This window comes from Streptomyces sp. NPDC048473 (genome assembly GCF_043200155.1).
GTDB lineage: Bacteria > Actinomycetota > Actinomycetes > Streptomycetales > Streptomycetaceae > Streptomyces.
The window spans coordinates 474,698-491,641 of the sequence record NZ_JBICXE010000002.1 but is presented as its reverse complement, the minus strand read 5'-3'; the positions used below and the strand labels follow the sequence as shown (position 1 = coordinate 491,641).

Below are 16,944 nucleotides of genomic sequence, written 5' to 3'. Positions count from 1 at the left end.
TAGTCAGCTACTGCGTCAGGGAGGGCGAACGATGCGCGGCGACGAGGAATGGGGCAGCATCCCGAAGCTGGTACGGGCGGCGGCGCGACGGTACGGGGACCGGGAGGCGGTCGTCGAGGGCCGGACCCGGATCTCGTACACCGAACTCGGCGACCGCGTCGAACGGGCTGCCGCCGCCTGCATGGCCTCGGGCGTCGAGCCGGGGGACCGGGTCGCGGTCTGGGCCCCGAACACCCTGGACTGGATCGTCTCCGCGCTCGGCGCGGTCACGGCCGGCGCGGTCCTCGTCCCCCTCAACACCCGCTTCAAGGGCACGGAGGCGACGTACATCCTGGACCGCAGCCGGGCGAAGCTGCTCTTCGTCACGGGCACCTTCCTCGGAACGTCGTACGTGGCGTCCCTGCGCCGGGCGGAGGTCGAACTCCCCCACCTGGAAAGAGTGGTGGTGCTGGCGGACACCGCCCCCGAGGACTACGTCACCTGGAAGGACTTCCTGGCGGCGGGGGAGGGGGTGTCCGGCGCGGAGGTACGGTCCCGCGCCGACGCGATCGCCCCCTCGGACCCCTCCGACATCATCTACACCTCGGGCACCACGGGCCGGCCCAAGGGCGCCGTCATCACCCACGCCCAGACCCTGCGCTGCTACGCGATCTGGAGCGAACTGGCGGATCTGCGCGAGGGCGACCGCTATCTGATCGTGAACCCCTTCTTCCACACCTTCGGCTACAAGGCGGGCATCATCGCGTGCCTGATGCGGGGCGCGACGATGGTCCCGCAACCGGTGTTCAACGTGGACACGGTCCTGGCCAACATCGCCGCCGAACGCATCTCGGTCCTGCCCGGCCCGCCCACCCTCCACCAGTCCCTCCTGGACCACCCGGCGCGCGGCGCGCACGACCTCTCCGCCCTCCGCCTGGTGGTGACGGGCGCGGCGGTGGTCCCCCTGCGACTGGTGGAGCGCCTGCGCACGGAACTCGGGATAGCGACGGTCCTCACCGCGTACGGCCTCTCCGAGGCGAGCGGCATCGTCACCATGTGCCGCCGCGGCGACCCGGTGGAGACGGTCGCCTCGACGTCGGGCCGGGCGATCGACGGCACGGAGATCCGCGTCCTGGCCGCCCCCGGCAAGTCCGGCGAGGTGCTGGTCCGCGGCTTCAACGTGATGCAGGGCTACTTCGAGGACCCGGAGACCACGGCCGCCGCGATCACCTCCGACGGCTGGCTCCACACGGGCGACGTGGGCGTCCTCGACGAGGACGGCAACCTCCGGATCACCGACCGGATCAAGGACATGTTCATCGTCGGCGGCTTCAATGCGTACCCCGCCGAGATCGAACAGCTCCTCGGCCTGCACCCGGATGTGGCCGACGTGGCGGTGATCGGCGTCCCGGACCCCCGGCTGGGCGAGGTGGGCAAGGCCTACGCGGTACGCAGACCGGGCGCGACGCTGACGGCCGACGACCTGATCGCCTGGTCCCGCCGCGAGATGGCGAACTACAAGGTCCCGAGGGCGGTGGAGTTCGTGAACGAGCTGCCGCGCAATGCGAGCGGCAAGGTGGTGAAGGGGGAGCTGCGGGGGCGGGAGTAGAGGGGAGGGCTCCCGGATCGTCGTCGAACCGATGACCAAGGAGGTCGCGGACGAGGCGATCGGGCTGCCGGCGGATACCGGCCTGCACGGTCACAAGTACGCCAACTACACGGCACTCGCGGTGATTGCGGGGCGGCAGCGGGGGCGGGTCGCGGGTGCAGGCCAGGGCACTGTAGGGGTACGGGGAGGGGTCCGAGCCACCTGGCCCGGACCCCTCCCCCGCGGACATGCAGCGGCCGCGACGGCTCCCCCTCCGCGCCGCCGCGGCCGCTTCCCCGTCGAGTGACGTTCAGGCCTTCTCGGAACCCGCGTGGTTCTCCTGCGTCTTGAGGAGATCCTTCGGCGTGCTACCGGCGTGGTTCTCCAGGGTCGTGATGTCCTCGGTCACACTGCCGGCGTGGTTCTCCAGCGGCTTGACGGTGCCTCCACCGTTGCTCGGGCTGCCGGCGTGGTTCTCCTGAGTGGTCGCGGCACCCGTCTTCGGCTTCAATGCGTCGCTCATGCCTGTCAACTCCCAAAGTTCTTGCTTGCGTGGTCGGCGATGCCCGTCCGGCTGCTCCCCCGTGGGCTGCCGGACGGGCATATCAGGGCCGTTCACCCTAGCGGTGTGGTCCCCCGTACAACCCGCCTGCCCCCCGACACGACGGATCGATGGGCTTAAGACTGACGAGTGGCGATAAACGTTCGATGAACGCCGACGGCTCTCTGCCTGTTCCGGTGCGTCAGGCGGCACTGACCGGGTTGAGGAGTGCCCGGACCTTTTCCGCCTCCGCGGCTCCGAACTGCTCGTGGATGGCCAGTGCTTCGGTCCAGCATGCATGGGCCCGGTCGATCTGACCGAGGTGTTCGAGGGCGCGTCCCAGGGTGATCAGAACGTTGCCCCGCATCCATTCGCCTCCGATGACACGCAGGGCCAGGGCCTGCTCCGCGTGCTGAGCCGCCTGTGCGGGGCGCTCGTCGGCCAGGTGTGCCTCCGCCATCCGGAAGTGGGTCGAGCCTTCCCAGAGCCGTTGCCGGTTGCCCCGGAACACGCGCAGCGCCTCGTCGAGCTCCTCCAGGGCCTCGGTCGGCCTTCCGGCCTGAGTGAGCGCGATGCCCAGCGCGAAGCGACCGTTGGCCGTGCGGAGACTGAGTCCCATGCCGTCGAAGATGGCCGTGCCCTGCTGGGCGAGCTCGACCGCGCTGGCCGTGCGGTTCATGTTCACGTGGATGCGCGAGAGATTGCACAGCGCGGATGCCTCGCCGACCAGGTTTCCGTCCGCGCGGTAGTTGTCTATTGCTGCCTGCAGGAACTTCTCACCCTCTTCGTGCCTGCCCTGGTAGAACGCGATGATGCCGCGATCGTTGGGCGCCCAGCACGCGGGGATCGGGTCCTTGGTGCTCTCGGCCAGATCCATTGCGTGCCGTGCCTCCTCGTCGGCCAGCGTGAAGCGGCCGGAGACGAGGTAGACGGTGGACAGCGAGGCGCGGGCCCGCGCCTCGGAGCGCGGGTCGGCGGCAGCCCGTGCTGCGTCACGCAGAGCCGCGCCGGTGGTTTCGTACTGGCGGGAGTTCGCGCCCGACTCGGCGAGGTCCTTTGCCGCGCAAAGCAGGTCGACGGCTCGCTGAAGCATTCCGCTCGACGCGCTCTGATGGGCGCAGGCGAGCAGCGAATTGGCCTCGCTGTACAGCCAGTCCACGGCCTGCGGCCCGTCCGTGAATTCGAGTCCCGGGTGCTCGGTGGCCACCAGGTGGGCAACGGCGCGATCTCCCGGCCGCTCCAGCGCATACACCCCCGCCGCCGTCGCCAGGTAGAAGTCCAGCAGCCGCGACAGCGCCGACTCCCGTTCCTCCAGGGGCTCCTCGTCCCGTTCCGCGCAGGAACGCGCGTAGAGGCGTACCAGGTCGTGGTAGCGGTAGCGGCCCGGCGCCGCCGACTCCAGAAGGCTGGTGTCCACCAGGGCCTCCAGGAGGTCCTCCGCGGCGTGTACGTCCAGGTTCAGCAGGGCCGCCGCTGCGGCCAGGGAGATGTCGGGGCCGTCCGCCAGGCCCAGGAGGCGGAAGGCGCGGGCCTGGGCGGGCTCCAGCTGTCCGTAGCCGAGTTCGAAGGTGGCCTTCACCGCGAGGTCACCGGCCTGGAGTTCGTCCAGGCGGCGGCGTTCGTCGGCGAGTTTGGCGGCCAGGACGGAGACCGTCCAGGTGCGGCGAGCGGCCAGGCGGGAGGCGGCGATGCGGATGGCCAGGGGGAGGAAGCCGCAGGCGGCGACCACGTCGAGGGCGGCCTCGCGCTCGGAGTTGATGCGCTCCTCGCCCACGATGCGGGTGAAGAGCTGGAGCGCCTCCTCCGGGGACATCACGTCCAGGTCGACCAGGTGGGCGCCGGCCAGGTCGACCATGCGGACGCGGCTGGTGACCAGGGCCGCGCAGCCCGCGGTGCCGGGAAGCAGGGGGCGGATCTGGGCCGCGTCATGGGCGTTGTCGAGGAGGACCAGTATGCGGCGGCCGTCGAGCGTGGACCGGTAGAGGGCGGCGCGTTCGTCCAGGGAGTCGGGGATCGCCGAGTCCGCCGTGCCCAGGGCGCGCAGGAAGGCGCCGAGGACCGTCTCCGGTTCGGCGGCGCGTGCGCCGGCGCCCTGGAGGTCCACGTACAGCTGGCCGTCCGGGAAGTGCTGGCGCGCCTGGTGGGCGACGTGCACGGCGAGGGTCGTCTTGCCGACGCCACCGATTCCGGCCAGTGCCGAGACGGCCATGACCGAACCCTCGGCGGTCGCCAGCCGGTCGCCCAGATCCCGGACGAAGGAGGCGCGGCCCGTGAAGTCGGGAACGGTGGCCGGTAGCTGGGCGGGGCGCACCGGTGCGGGGGCCGGGGCCGGTTCGTCGGCCGGGCGGGCCAGTTCCTCGTCGGCCTGCAGGATGCGCTGCTGGAGCTGGGAGAGCTCGGGGCGCGGGTCGACGCCCAGTTCGTCGGCGAGCAGCCGGCGGGTGTCGGCGTACACCGCGAGCGCCTCGGCCTGGCGGCCGCTGCGGTACAGGGCGACCATGAGGAGTTCGCGCAGCCGTTCGCGCAGCGGGTGCGCGGCGGTGAGCGCGGTCAGTTCGGAGACCGCCTCCGCGTGGCAGCCGACCTCCAGGTCCAGGTCGAGGCGGGATTCGGTGAGCTGGAGCCGCCATTCCTCCAGACGGGTGCGCTGATTCTCGGCGTACGGTCCGGGCACGGAGGCCAGGGCCTCGCCGTCCCACAGACCGAGCGCCTTGTCGAAGAGGGCGCGGGCCTGGGCGCGGTCACCGCCGGCCCGGGCCTTCTCCGCCTCGGCCGCCAGCGCCTGAGCCATGGTCAGGTCGAGGGCATCGCGCCTGATCCGGATCGCGTATCCACCGGCGTCGCTGGCCAGCGTCTGCGGGCCGAGGATCTTACGGAGCCGGGAGGCGTACGTGCGTACGGCGGCGAGCGCCTGTGAGGGCGGGTCCTCGCCCCAGATGGCGTCGATGAGTTCGGAGGCGGTGGCCGTGCGGCCGCCGCGCAGAAGCAGTGCGGTCAGTAGGGCGCGCTGCTGAGGTGAACCGGACGGCAGCGCCTCGCCGCCCCGCCATGCCCGTACCGGGCCGAGCACGGCAAAGCGCAGATCGGCGCCGTCGGCCGACCGTTGCCCAGGAGCGCGCTGCTCCGGAACATGCATGCGCGGCCCGTTGTCACGGTCCATTGCTGCCCCCTGCCCTGCTCGCCCCGCCGGTCCTGCCGATCGTGCTGGTGCTGTCTGTTTCGGATTGCCCGCCCATGTGCCGGTCCGGTACGGGTGGATCCGGATTGCTCGGTACCGCTGGTATCGCGCTCAACAGTCTGCCTTGTTATCGGCGGACACGTCAGCAGTGGGTGGCTCTCTGCACAAGCCCTCGACAACGATTGTGGAACGGGGGTCGGTACAGATAGCTGACGGTACGTCAGATCAACGCTACCGTGGGAGGCATGGAGACCTTCCCGAAGATCATCTCGGTGGACGACCACACGGTGGAGCCCGCTCATGTCTGGCGGGACCGGCTCCCGTCCAAGTACCTCGACCGCGGCCCGCGGATCGTTCGCGCACCGCTCAAGGAAATGACCTTCATGGGCGGCAGGTTCGCGCCTGTGATGGGTGCGAAGGGCGACGACGGGCCGGTCGGCGACTGGTGGGTGTACGAGGACCTGCACCGCCCGCTCACCCGGCTCGACACCGCGGTCGGCTACGACCGGGACGAGATCAGGCTTGAGGTCATCACGTACGAGCAGATGCGCCCGGGTTCGTTCTCCGTCCCCGACCGGCTCGCCGACATGGACGTCAACCACGTCCAGTCCGCCCTCTGCTTCCCCACCTTCCCCCGCTTCTGCGGCCAGACCTTCACCGAAGCGAAGGATCACGAGCTGGGGCTGCTCGGGGTGCGGGCGTACAACGACTGGATGGTGGAGGAGTGGTGCGGGCCCGAGGCGCGGGGCCGGCTCATCCCGCTCACCCTGATCCCGCTCTGGGACGCACAGTTGGCCGCGGACGAGGTCAGGCGGAACGCGGCGCGCGGTGTGCGCGCGGTGGCGTTCTCCGAAATACCTCCGCATCTCGGGCTGCCGTCCATTCATACGGACGAGTGGGATCCGTTCCTGCGGGCCTGTGACGAGACGGGGACGGTGATCGCGATGCACATCGGCTCGTCCTCGAAGATGCCGTCCACCTCGGCGGACGCCCCGCCCGCCGTCGGTTCCACCATCACCTTCGCCAACTGCTGCTTCTCGATGGTTGATTGGCTGATGAGCGGCAAGTTCGAACAATTCCCGAACCTGCGGATCATGTACGCGGAGGGCCAGATCGGCTGGATTCCGTACATCCTGGAACGTGCCGACGTGGTCTGGGAGGAGAACCGGGCCTGGGGCGGCGTCGCCGACAAGGTCCACCGTCCGCCGTCGGAACTGTTCGCCGAGCACGTCTACGGCTGTTTCTTCGACGATGCCTTCGGGCTGAAGAACCTGGACTCGATCGGCGTCGGGAACGTCCTGTACGAGACGGACTACCCGCACTCCGACTCCACCTGGCCCAAGTCGCGCGAGGTCGGCGAGGCGCAGATGGGGCATCTGGACGCCGATGTCGTGGACCGGATCGTGCGCCGCAACGCGATCGACCTGCTGGGGCTGACGGACGACGGGCTGTGGGCGGGGCCCGGAGGACGGTAGGGGGGTGCGAAAGAACGTGACACCCGAGGGGTGGAGTGTCACGTTCTTTTCGACCCATTGGGCGTCCGGAGGGAGTCAGGCCCTGGTGACCGGCTCCTGGAGTTCCGTCACCCACTTGTCCCGGTCCTCGGGGCACTCCAGGCTGATCTCGCGGGCGTATCCCGCGGACCGGTAGCCGTTGGCGTCGATCCAGCGGGCCAGGGTCTGGGCCGTCGGCAGTACGCCGTCCATCGAACCCCGGTGGACAATGGTCGCCGCCTCGAACGGGGGCAGTTCGACCACCGTGATCCCGGTGTCGCCGAGCGGGCCCACCGGGGCGGAGACCGTCACCCCGGCGTGGACGACGACCGCGCCGCCACCCTCCGGGGCATCCTCGTAGTGTGCGATCCCGGGGCCGCTCGGGCTGACACCCACCGTGCCCAGCAGCGGGAAGAGCCGGTCGTACAGCGGGCCGATCACCGGAGTGATGTCCTCCGGTTCGTAGCCCGCCGCGGTGCCGGTCAGCTCGGCCACCCGTACCGCGGCAACACTCTTGACCACCACATCGTCCGCAGACATGCGTCCCTCGCTCTCGATCGACCGGAGCCTCGCCTCGACCTGCGCCAGCCGTGCGGCGGCCGCCGCCATGGCCTCCTCCAGCTCCGCCCGCCGCAGCCGCAGCATCCCGCGCAGCTCCTCCGATCCCACCTGCTCGTCGAGGATGGCCTGCACCTGCTGGAGGGTGAAGCCGAGATCCTTGAGGGCGATGATGCGGTTGAGGCGGGCGAGCTGGGCGGCCCCGTAGAAGCGGTAGCCGGTGGCGGGGTCGGTGCGGTCGGGGTGCAGCAGCCCGATGGCGTCGTAGTGGCGCAGCATCCGGGCCGACACCCGTCCGTACCGGGCGAAGTCTCCGATGGTGAACATGATGTCTCCCACTGCACTGCTTCACACGGTGTCAAGGTCAAGCATCTCAGTGCCCCGATGCCGCCGAGAGGGGAAAAGGCGGGAGAAAAGGCAGGAGCCCCGTTCCCCGCCGAGGCGGAGGAGCGGGGCTCCTTGGGTACTGCTAGCCGGCCGCGATCGGCCGACCCGGGCAACTAGGCCGGGGTGACGTTCTCAGCCTGCGGACCCTTGGGTCCCTGAGTGACGTCGAAGTTCACGACCTGGTTCTCCTCGAGGGAGCGGAACCCGGACGCGTTGATCGCGGAGTAGTGGACGAAGACATCCGGGCCGCCGCCGTCCTGGGCGATGAAGCCGAAGCCCTTTTCAGCGTTGAACCACTTGACGGTTCCGGTAGCCATAAGCCCTCCTTGGGCCAAAGGGTTGCCCTGCTCCAGAACCTGCAAAGAAGTCTGAAAACTACAAAAGCCTGCGGGTTACATGCTCCGCAGGCTCTGTACTGCAAGGGAAACCAAACTGCAACTTGGCGTTGAGCCTAGCACGCAGCATGTAGGGAAGGGTAGAGGGAAAGATCACTTCACTCGGATGTTTGATTGTCATGCCGATGAGCTGACGAAGTGGGTGTCCCGGGGGGTGTCATCGAGGTGCCTTCAAGGGGTACGGAGAGGGCTTCCATGCGCTCCTCGGGGGTGGTGTCGGTGCGATCCCGGGGGTGGGATCGGGTGACGCCCCGTGCACCCGGTGCCGTCCGGGCGGCGCCACGGGTCTAGCCTCGCGATGTGGACAATTCAACCGTCTCAACCGTCGCAGGCGACGACCGTCGCAGCCGGCCGCGCGTCGGCCACATCCAGTTCCTGAACTGCCTCCCCCTGTACTGGGGGCTGGCAAGAACCGGAACCCTGCTCGACCTGGAGCTCTCGAAGGACACCCCGGAGAAGCTCAGTGAGCAGCTGATCAGGGGCGATCTGGACATCGGCCCCGTCACGCTGGTGGAGTTCCTCCGCAACGCCGACGACCTGGTCGCCTTCCCGGACATCGCGGTGGGCTGCGACGGGTCCGTCATGTCGTGCGTGATCGTGTCGCAGGTGCCGCTGGACCAGCTGGACCGCGCCCGGGTGGCGCTCGGTTCGACCTCGCGTACCTCCGTGCGGCTGGCCCAGCTGCTGCTCGCCGAGCGGTACGGGGTCAGCCCGGACTACTACACCTGCCCGCCGGACCTCGGCGTGATGATGCAGGAGGCGGACGCCGCCGTGCTGATCGGCGACGCCGCGCTGCGGGCCAACCTGCACGACGCGCCCCGGCTCGGTCTCCAGGTCCACGACCTGGGCCAGATGTGGAAGGAGTGGACCGGGCTGCCGTTCGTCTTCGCGGTCTGGGCGGCCCGCAAGGACTACCTGGCGGCCGAGCCCCACCACGTGAGCAAGGTGCACGAGGCCTTCCTGGCCTCGCGGGACGTCTCCCTGGAGGAGGTCACCAAGGTCGCGGAGCAGGCGGCGCGCTGGGAGGCCTTCGACGCGGAGGTGCTGGAGCGGTACTTCACGACCCTGGACTTCCGCTTCGGCCCGGACCAGCTGGCGGGCGTACAGGAGTTCGCGCGCCGGATCGGTCCGACGACCGGCTTCCCGGCGGACGTGAAGGTCGAGCTGCTCGGCGGCTGACCGGGCGGCGGGGTGGGGCGGGGCGGGGTGCCGGGCCGCCGGCGGGCGCCGAGTGTGCCGCGCGCGGGAATGGCCCGGGATATAGGTGAATCCTGTACCTCTGCGGCGGATATCTCTTCCCGCCCCTGCTCTCGCCCCTTCTCCCGGCCCGGTTATCGATTCGGGTTAATACGCGTCGAATAGCCGATTCCTGGATGGTGTCCGGGGAGAGCCCCGATCGTGTACCGGAATCGCTCGGGTGAACGACGCATTCACGCCTTTTGTTGTGTCGAAAGCCGTTGTTCGTTCCCTTAGGGGTGAAATCGGCGGATGGTTTCCCCTGTGACCCGATGACCTTCGCCCCCTAGGCTTCGGTCGGAGGTCCGGCCGGTCCACAGGGGGAGTCCATATGCAGCCGCTGGAAGCCGGCGAACCGCTGACCATCGGTGCCTACCGACTGCTCGGCAGGCTCGGTGCGGGCGGCATGGGCCGGGTCTATCTGGGGCGCAGCGCGGGCGGACGTACGGTCGCGGTCAAAGTCGTGCACCCCCACTTCGCCCTCGACGAGCAGTTCCGGGCCCGCTTCCGGCGGGAGGTGGACGCGGCGCGGCGGATCGGTGCGCAGTGGACGGCGCCCGTCCTGGACGCCGACCCGGACGCCCCCATTCCGTGGGTCGCCACCGGTTATGTGGCCGGGCCCCCGCTGTCGGCCGCGGTCACCGAGCACGGGCCGCTGCCCGAGCACGCGGTGCGGACGCTGGGCGCCGGACTCGGGGAGGCGCTGGCCGCGGTGCACGCGCAGGGCCTCATCCACCGCGATGTGAAGCCGTCCAACGTGCTGCTCGCCCTCGACGGCCCCCGGCTGATCGACTTCGGGATCGCCCACGCCATCGGTGCCGCCGCCTCGCTCACCTCCACCGGGGTCTCCGTCGGCTCGCCGGGCTACATGGCACCGGAGCAGATCCGGGGCGTGGACATCTCGGGCGCGGCCGATGTCTTCTCGCTCGGCGCGGTGCTCGCGTACGCGGCGACCGGTACCGCGCCCTTCCTCGGCGACTCCTCGGCCGTACTGCTCTACAAGGTGGTGCACGAGGAGCCCGAACTGGGTGAACTGGAGGGGGAGTTGCGGGACGTCGTCGCCGGGTGTCTGGCGAAGTACCCGGAGGACCGGCCGACGCCCATGGAGCTGGCCCGGCAGCTGGCGCCGGGCGGGGCGGCCGCGCTGGTGGCGGCGGGCTGGCTGCCCGGCCCTCTGGTGCGCGAGGTCAGCCGGGCAGCGGTCGCACTGCTGGACCTGGAGCCGCAGGATGCACCGGTGCAGTCGGGGCCGGTGCCGTTCAGCAGCGCGGCGTGGGACGTTCACGGCGCCAACAGTGCGAACGGTGGAGGTGGTGCGGGCGGTGGGTTCGGCCCGCCGATCGAGCCGCCCCCGTCGCATGAACCGACCCGGCCACCCCGTCCGAACGGGCCGCCCTCATGGCCCGCGACCGCCGGTATGGCCGAGTCGGCCGGGACATCCGGGCAACGTACGCCCGACCCCCGTTTCTCCGTCACCGTCAGCGCGGACTCCGCCCCGGCCCGCCCCGATGCGAACCGCGGCCGGAGGCTGAGCTGCACCGTCGCCCTCGCCGTGGCGGGCGCCCTCGCCGCCGTGACCGTGGGCAGTGCGTACCTCTTCGATCTGATGCCGGGAGGCGGTGGCAGCGACACCGCCGAGAACGGCGGTGTCGGCCACACCCCGCCGGCCGCCACGTCCTCCGCGAAACCTTCGCAGCCCTCGGACTCGGGTACGGGCGGCCCGGAGCAGATCAGCGAACTCCCGAAGGCGTTCATCGGCACATGGAAGGGCCCGGTGACCGAGAAGACCACCGGGGAGCCGCACGGCACGCTCACCGCCGTGTTCACCGCGGGGAAGAAGGGCGCGGACGTGGTCCGTATGACCACGGAGGTCAGCGCTCTCGGGCTGACCGTCCGCTGCAACAGCATTGCCGCGCTCTCCTCCGGTACCGACAAGGAACTGACGCTCCGGGAGCGCGCCGATCCCGATCGCCCCAGCGACCCGGCCCTCTGCACCTCCACCACCACCGACGTCCACTTCACGCGCGCCGCCGACGGCACCCTCCGCTTCCGGTCCGACGAGAGGGGCGCGGGACTTCCGTACGGCACGCTCAGCCGGTCCGGCAGCTGACCCCGGCAGGGGCTGGCGTAGGCTGAACCGGTCCGTAGATCCGTTGAAAAACCGCCGAAAGGTGACAGCCCGGTGACCGAGAAGGCCGACCTTCAGCCCATCCTCGACCGAGCCGCCGAGGGCGGTCGGATCACTCCGGAGGAGGCTCTCGACCTCTACCGGTCGGCGCCGCTGCACGCGTTGGGAGCGGCCGCCGACGCCGTACGCCGACGCCGTTACGCCGGTACGGAGCACATCGCGACGTACATCATCGAGCGCAACATCAACTACACGAACGTGTGCGTCACGGCCTGCAAGTTCTGCGCCTTCTACGCCGCGCCCAAGGACACCGCCAAGGGCTGGTCCCGCGACCTCGACGACATCCTGCGCCGCTGTGCGGAGACCGTCGAACTCGGCGGTACGCAGATCATGTTCCAGGGCGGACACCACCCGGACTACGGCGTCGAGTACTACGAGGAGCACTTCTCAGCCATCAAGAAGGCGTTCCCGCAGCTGGTCATCCACTCGCTCGGCGCCTCCGAGATCGAGCACATGGCCCGGATCTCCAAGGTCTCCGCCGAGGAGGCCATCCAGCGCATCCACGCCGCCGGTCTCGACTCCTTCGCGGGCGCGGGCGCCGAACTGCTGCCCGCCCGGCCGCGCACCGCGATCGCCCCGCTCAAGGAGTCCGGTGAGCGCTGGCTGGAGATCATGGAGATCGCGCACGGCCTCGGTGTCGAGTCCACCTCCACCATGCTGATGGGCACCGGCGAGACCAACGCCGAGCGCATCGAGCACCTGCGGATGATCCGTGACGTACAGGACCGGACGGGCGGCTTCCGCGCCTTCATCCCGTACACGTACCAGCCCGAGAACAACAAGCTGAAGGGCCAGACGCAGGCCACGCTCTTCGAGTACCTGCGGATGATCGCCATCGCCCGGCTCTTCCTCGACAACGTCGCCCACATCCAGGGCTCCTGGCTGACCACCGGCAAGGAGGTCGGCCAGCTGTCGCTGCACTACGGCGCCGACGACCTCGGCTCGATCATGCTGGAGGAGAACGTCGTCTCCTCGGCCGGTGCCAAGCACCGCTCCAACCGCCTGGAGATCATCGACCTGATCCGCAAGGCGGACCGTGTACCGGCGCAGCGCGCCACGACGTACGAGCACCTCGTCGTCCACGACGACCCGGCGAACGACCCGGTCGACGAGCGCGTGGTCTCGCACATCTCGTCCACCGCGATCGAGGGCGGTACGGCACACCCGGAGCTGAAGCTCCTGAACGCCAACTGAGGCAGTTTTGCTGACGGTTCACGCCGCCGACGCGGTGCACGGCGCCCCGGAGGGGGCGGACTCCGTGGCCGTGGACGGCGATGTGGTCGTCGCCATCGGCACGTACGGGGAGCTGACCGCCGCCCGTCCGCAGGCCCGGGTCCGGCGGTGGTCCGGTCTGATCACCCCGGGGCTGCTGAACGCGGGCGCACCGGCGCTGCTGGAGGCCGCCTACCACCCGGATCCGCGCGAGGCGGACGAGCTCGGCGGCGACCCGCTCACCGGTGACGCGCTCACCGCACTCGGCATGGACGACGCCCGCTGGGGCGCGAGTGCCCGGCGCGGACTGCAACGGATGCTGCGGCACGGCACGACCGCCGTCCGGGGCCCCTTCACGCGCCCCGCCGTGCGCACGGCGGTCGCCCGCTCGGGACTGCGCGTCCATGCCCCGGGCCCGGCGCCCCAACCCGTCTCCCTCGACCCGCTGGCGTCCGTGCCGGAGCCGGCCGACGCGTTCGCGGCGACGCTGGCCGTCGGCGGGCCCGCGGATCTGGCGGTGTTCGGCGTACGGGACCTGGCGGCGCTGCGCACCGCGGGCGCCGGGAGCTGTACGGCGACGGTGCTCGGCGGACGGCTGGTCTTCCGTCGCAGCTAGGGCCTGTCCGTCACGGTACCGACGGGCCGCCCAGGTAGTGGCCTTTGGCGTCGTACGGCCAGGCGTTGGAGACGCAGCCCTTCAGACCGTCGATCTGCTGCATCATCGCGGGGGCGGGGCGGCCCTTGCCCGGGCAGGTCTCGTGGCCGTGGCCCAGCCAGTGTCCGACCTCGTGGTTGATGATGAGGGCCCGGTAGTCGGCGAGCGGGCCGTGGAATTCGGGTGAACCCTGCTGCCAGCGCTTGAGGTTGACCATGACGTCGGCGCCGACCCGGCAGTTGACCTCGCCGTGGGTGTCGAGGCCGCTCCGCCCGCAGATGGCGTCGGTGGTCTTGGGGGTGGCGATACGGATGACCAGTCCCGCCGGGCCGTCGGTGATCTGGCGGAAGGTGTGCTCGCCGTGGTGCGCCCAGCCCCGTGGCGCGGCCAGGACGCGGGCGATCTCGGCGGCTGCCCGGTCGGCGTCGACGCCCGAACCGTCCTCCACCTCGACCCGGTAGGCGTTGCCCTTGCCGCTGTCCGAGGCGCCCGCGCGGGCGACGGTGAACGTGCCGGTGTCCGACGAGGTCCCGGACGGGGACGGTGCGCCCGCCTCCCCCTCACCATCGGTGCTCCACCTGGGCCCCACCACAGCGGCGGCACAGATCAGCGCCGCCGGGACGACAGCAGCGACGAACAGCCGTTTCCGGCCGCGTTCCGGTCGTGACTGCCGACGCGCAACCTGTGCGGACATCTGGGCTCCCCCTGGCTCTGTCGTTCCCCCCTGTACTGACTGCCGGTGGACCGAATTGGTTCAGTCCAACCGGGCACGACTCGCGACCGGCGCGAAGCACCGCAGACCGGGCTGCTTGAATGGGTGGGTGACCCGAGCCTCCCTGGACAAGCAGCCGCACGAAGTCGCCACGATGTTCGACGGCGTGGCGGCGAACTACGACCTCACCAACGATGTGCTGTCGCTCGGCCAGGCCCGGCTGTGGCGCAAGGAGGTCGCGAAGGCGGTGCACGCCCGGCCTGCGGAGAAGGTCCTCGACCTGGCGGCGGGCACGGCGACGTCCTCGCTGCCCTTCGCCGCGACGGGCGCGTACGTCGTGCCCTGCGACTTCTCCCTCGGCATGCTGCAGGAGGGAAAGAAGCGCAATTCCTGGCTCCCCTTCACGGCGGGTGACGCCACCAGGCTGCCGTTCCGCGACGAGACCTTCGACGCGGTGACGATCTCCTTCGGGCTGCGCAACGTCCAGGACACGGATGCGGCGCTGCGCGAGCTGTACCGGGTGACGAAGCCGGGCGGCCGGGTGGTGATCTGCGAGTTCTCGCAGCCGACCTGGACGCCGTTTCGCACCGTCTACACCGAGTACCTGATGCGGGCGCTGCCGCCGGTCGCGCGCGCGGTGTCGTCCAACCCCGACGCGTACGTCTATCTCGCCGAGTCCATCCGTGCCTGGCCCGACCAGGCCGGACTTGCGGCGAAGCTCCAGCGGGCCGGCTGGTCGAAGGTCGCCTGGCGCAATCTCACCGGTGGTGTGGTGGCGCTGCACCGGGGTGTACGTCCCTGAAGCAACGCTCCGGTGACTCCCGTTGACGGGAACCGGACGGGTTCGGCACCGTCCCGTCCGTCCGGTCCCTCAACCACATCGACCGGCCCCCGCCGTCACGGAGTCAGCCCCAGCCGGAAGCAGACCACTTCCTGGCCCTGCCGCGGAGTCGTGAAGCTCTCCGCCCGCTCCATCCCCAGCCGCCGGGCCACGGCGATCGACCGCTCGTTGCGCGCGTCGATCGTCGCCACCACCCGCTCCACCCCGGCCGCGCGCAGCCGCTCCAGAGTGAGGAGCGCGGCGGCGGTGGCGTAACCCCGGCCCCAGGCCGGCCGGGCCAGCCGCCAGCCGATCTCGATCTCGCCCACCGGGCCGTACTCGGTCTGCGGCCAGGGCTGGGCGCCGGTGAATCCGGCGACCCCGCCGTCCTCGCCGAGCACGGTCCACAGGCAGTACCCGAGTTCGGCGTCGTGCCTGCGCTGCCTGGCGGTCCACTCCTCGTACATCGAAAGCTCCGCCGACGTCCCGCCGAAGAACTCCATCACCTCGGGGTCGTCGAACGCGCGGTGCCAGGACAGTGCGTCCTCGTCGGTGGGGACGCGCAACTGTACGGAGGGGGCGGCGGAAGGCACGGTCGACATCGGGAGCCCTTCGGAAGGTTGATCAGCAGGCCCCCATAGACTGCACGGGACAGGTGCCGCGCGGCACGCGATTTCGAGTCTTCGGGAGATCCGACCGTGACCGAGCCCCTCTCCGAACACAGCGCGGATGTGATCGTCGTCGGGGCAGGCCCGGCCGGCTCCACCACCGCGTACTACCTCGCCAAGGCCGGACTGAACGTCCTGCTCCTGGAGAAGACGGCCTTCCCCCGGGAGAAGGTCTGCGGCGACGGCCTCACCCCGCGCGCCACCAAGCAGCTCGTCTCCATGGGCATCGACATCTCCGAAGAGGCCGGCTGGCTGCGCAACAAGGGCCTGCGCATCATCGGTGGCGGCGTCCGCCTCCAGCTGGACTGGCCGGACCTCGCCTCGTACCCGGACTACGGACTGGTCCGCAAGCGCGACGACTTCGACGAGCAGCTGGCCCGCCAGGCGCAGAAGGCGGGCGCGCGGCTGTACGAGCGCTGCAACGTCGGCGCCCCGATCGTCGACGACCGCACCGGCCGCATCACCGGCGTCAACGCGAAGCTCGGCGAGGAGAAGACCCCGGTCACCTTCCACGCCCCGCTCGTCGTCGCCGCCGACGGCAACTCCACCCGGCTGTCGCTCGCCATGGGCCTGCACCGCCGCGAGGACCGCCCGATGGGTGTGGCCGTGCGTACGTACTTCACCTCGCCCCGCCACGACGACGACTACCTGGAGTCCTGGCTGGAGCTGTGGGACCGCCGTGGGCCCGAGGACCGGCTCCTGCCCGGCTACGGCTGGATCTTCGGCATGGGCGACGGCACGTCCAACGTCGGCCTCGGCATCCTGAACTCCTCCTCCGCCTTCAAGGAGTTGGACTGGCGCGAGGTCCTCAAGGCGTGGTGCGCGTCCATGCCGGAGGACTGGGGCTACACCCCGGAGAACATGACGATGCCGATCCGCGGTGCCGCCCTCCCGATGGCCTTCAACCGCCAGCCGCACTACACCAAGGGCCTGCTGCTCGTCGGTGACGCGGGGGGCATGGTCAACCCGTTCAACGGGGAAGGCATCGCTTACGCCATGGAGTCGGGCCAGATCGCCGCGGACGTCATCGTCCAGGCCCACGCCCGCGCGACCCCGGCCCAGCGCGAACTGGCGCTGAACAACTACCCGAAGGTGCTCAAGGAGACCTACGGCGGCTACTACACGATGGGCCGCGCCTTCGTGAAGCTGATCGGCAACCCGAAGGTCATGAAGATCGCCGCCCAGCGCGGTCTGACGCACCCCCTGCTGATGAAGTTCACCCTGAAGATGCTCGCCAACCTCACCGACCCCACGGGCGGCGACGCGATGGACCGCATCATCAACGGCCTCTCGAAGGTGGCCCCGAAAGCCTGACCAGGTGACCGGCCGGGAGG

15 protein-coding genes are annotated in these 16,944 nt (G+C 70.3%); 9 read left to right on the top strand and 6 right to left on the bottom strand.

Annotation, left to right across the window (positions count from 1 at the left end):
• Positions 1-31: 31 nt before the first annotated feature.
• Together ACGFU7_RS05630 and ACGFU7_RS05625 are read left to right on the top strand one after the other, a co-directional pair.
• Entirely contained in the window at positions 32-1,588 is a 1,557-nt protein-coding gene (locus tag ACGFU7_RS05630) for a FadD3 family acyl-CoA ligase (protein WP_393692569.1), read from the top strand.
• Between the two features lie 31 nt (positions 1,589-1,619).
• Complete coding sequence (locus ACGFU7_RS05625) at positions 1,620-1,874, top strand: hypothetical protein (RefSeq protein ID WP_393692567.1); 255 nt, start codon at positions 1,620-1,622, stop codon at positions 1,872-1,874.
• Between the two features lie 3 nt (positions 1,875-1,877).
• Here the strand turns inward: ACGFU7_RS05625 and ACGFU7_RS05620 are convergent, their stop codons facing one another.
• Together ACGFU7_RS05620 and ACGFU7_RS05615 are read right to left on the bottom strand one after the other, a co-directional pair.
• Positions 1,878-2,090: a hypothetical protein gene (locus ACGFU7_RS05620; protein ID WP_393692565.1), complete on the bottom strand. Its 213-nt coding sequence runs from the start codon at positions 2,088-2,090 to the stop codon at positions 1,878-1,880.
• Positions 2,091-2,310: 220 nt separating this feature from the next.
• A complete protein-coding gene (locus ACGFU7_RS05615; RefSeq protein ID WP_393692563.1) occupies positions 2,311-5,268 on the bottom strand; it encodes a BTAD domain-containing putative transcriptional regulator in 2,958 nt (985 codons plus the stop codon).
• 263 nt (positions 5,269-5,531) lie between these two features.
• On the opposite strand from ACGFU7_RS05615, the gene ACGFU7_RS05610 reads away from it, so the two are divergent.
• Positions 5,532-6,761: an amidohydrolase family protein gene (locus tag ACGFU7_RS05610; RefSeq protein ID WP_393692561.1), complete on the top strand. Its 1,230-nt coding sequence runs from the start codon at positions 5,532-5,534 to the stop codon at positions 6,759-6,761.
• A 75-nt stretch (positions 6,762-6,836) separates the two neighbouring features.
• Here ACGFU7_RS05610 and ACGFU7_RS05605 read toward each other — a convergent pair whose 3' ends face one another.
• Positions 6,837-7,664: a MerR family transcriptional regulator gene (locus ACGFU7_RS05605; protein ID WP_393692559.1), complete on the bottom strand. Its 828-nt coding sequence runs from the start codon at positions 7,662-7,664 to the stop codon at positions 6,837-6,839.
• 173 nt (positions 7,665-7,837) lie between these two features.
• Positions 7,838-8,041 carry a cold-shock protein gene (locus tag ACGFU7_RS05600; protein WP_003967102.1) on the bottom strand — a complete coding sequence of 68 codons (204 nt, stop codon included), beginning with the start codon at positions 8,039-8,041 and terminating at the stop codon, positions 7,838-7,840.
• 378 nt (positions 8,042-8,419) lie between these two features.
• On the opposite strand from ACGFU7_RS05600, the gene ACGFU7_RS05595 reads away from it, so the two are divergent.
• The 4 genes from ACGFU7_RS05595 to ACGFU7_RS05580 all read left to right on the top strand — a co-directional run bounded on the left by ACGFU7_RS05595 (position 8,420) and on the right by ACGFU7_RS05580 (position 13,371).
• Entirely contained in the window at positions 8,420-9,298 is an 879-nt protein-coding gene (locus tag ACGFU7_RS05595; protein ID WP_393692558.1) for a menaquinone biosynthetic enzyme MqnA/MqnD family protein, read from the top strand.
• A 388-nt stretch (positions 9,299-9,686) separates the two neighbouring features.
• Positions 9,687-11,465 (top strand): protein kinase, encoded by a 1,779-nt coding sequence (locus tag ACGFU7_RS05590; RefSeq protein WP_393692557.1) that lies wholly within the window; start codon positions 9,687-9,689, stop codon positions 11,463-11,465.
• A gap of 72 nt (positions 11,466-11,537) precedes the next feature.
• Positions 11,538-12,737: a cyclic dehypoxanthinyl futalosine synthase gene (gene mqnC, locus ACGFU7_RS05585; protein WP_393692556.1), complete on the top strand. Its 1,200-nt coding sequence runs from the start codon at positions 11,538-11,540 to the stop codon at positions 12,735-12,737.
• Between the two features lie 7 nt (positions 12,738-12,744).
• Positions 12,745-13,371 carry a hypothetical protein gene (locus tag ACGFU7_RS05580; RefSeq protein WP_393692555.1) on the top strand — a complete coding sequence of 209 codons (627 nt, stop codon included), beginning with the start codon at positions 12,745-12,747 and terminating at the stop codon, positions 13,369-13,371.
• A 10-nt stretch (positions 13,372-13,381) separates the two neighbouring features.
• On the opposite strand, the gene ACGFU7_RS05575 is transcribed toward ACGFU7_RS05580, so the two are convergent.
• Positions 13,382-14,104, bottom strand: a complete 723-nt coding sequence (locus tag ACGFU7_RS05575; RefSeq protein ID WP_393692554.1) for a DUF3152 domain-containing protein — start codon at positions 14,102-14,104, stop codon at positions 13,382-13,384.
• A gap of 127 nt (positions 14,105-14,231) precedes the next feature.
• On the opposite strand from ACGFU7_RS05575, the gene ACGFU7_RS05570 reads away from it, so the two are divergent.
• Positions 14,232-14,924: a demethylmenaquinone methyltransferase gene (locus tag ACGFU7_RS05570; RefSeq protein WP_266358846.1), complete on the top strand. Its 693-nt coding sequence runs from the start codon at positions 14,232-14,234 to the stop codon at positions 14,922-14,924.
• Positions 14,925-15,019: 95 nt separating this feature from the next.
• Here ACGFU7_RS05570 and ACGFU7_RS05565 read toward each other — a convergent pair whose 3' ends face one another.
• Complete coding sequence (locus ACGFU7_RS05565; protein WP_393692553.1) at positions 15,020-15,544, bottom strand: GNAT family N-acetyltransferase; 525 nt, start codon at positions 15,542-15,544, stop codon at positions 15,020-15,022.
• Positions 15,545-15,640: 96 nt separating this feature from the next.
• On the opposite strand from ACGFU7_RS05565, the gene ACGFU7_RS05560 reads away from it, so the two are divergent.
• Positions 15,641-16,924 (top strand): geranylgeranyl reductase family protein, encoded by a 1,284-nt coding sequence (locus ACGFU7_RS05560; RefSeq protein WP_393692551.1) that lies wholly within the window; start codon positions 15,641-15,643, stop codon positions 16,922-16,924.
• Positions 16,925-16,944: the final 20 nt, after the last annotated feature.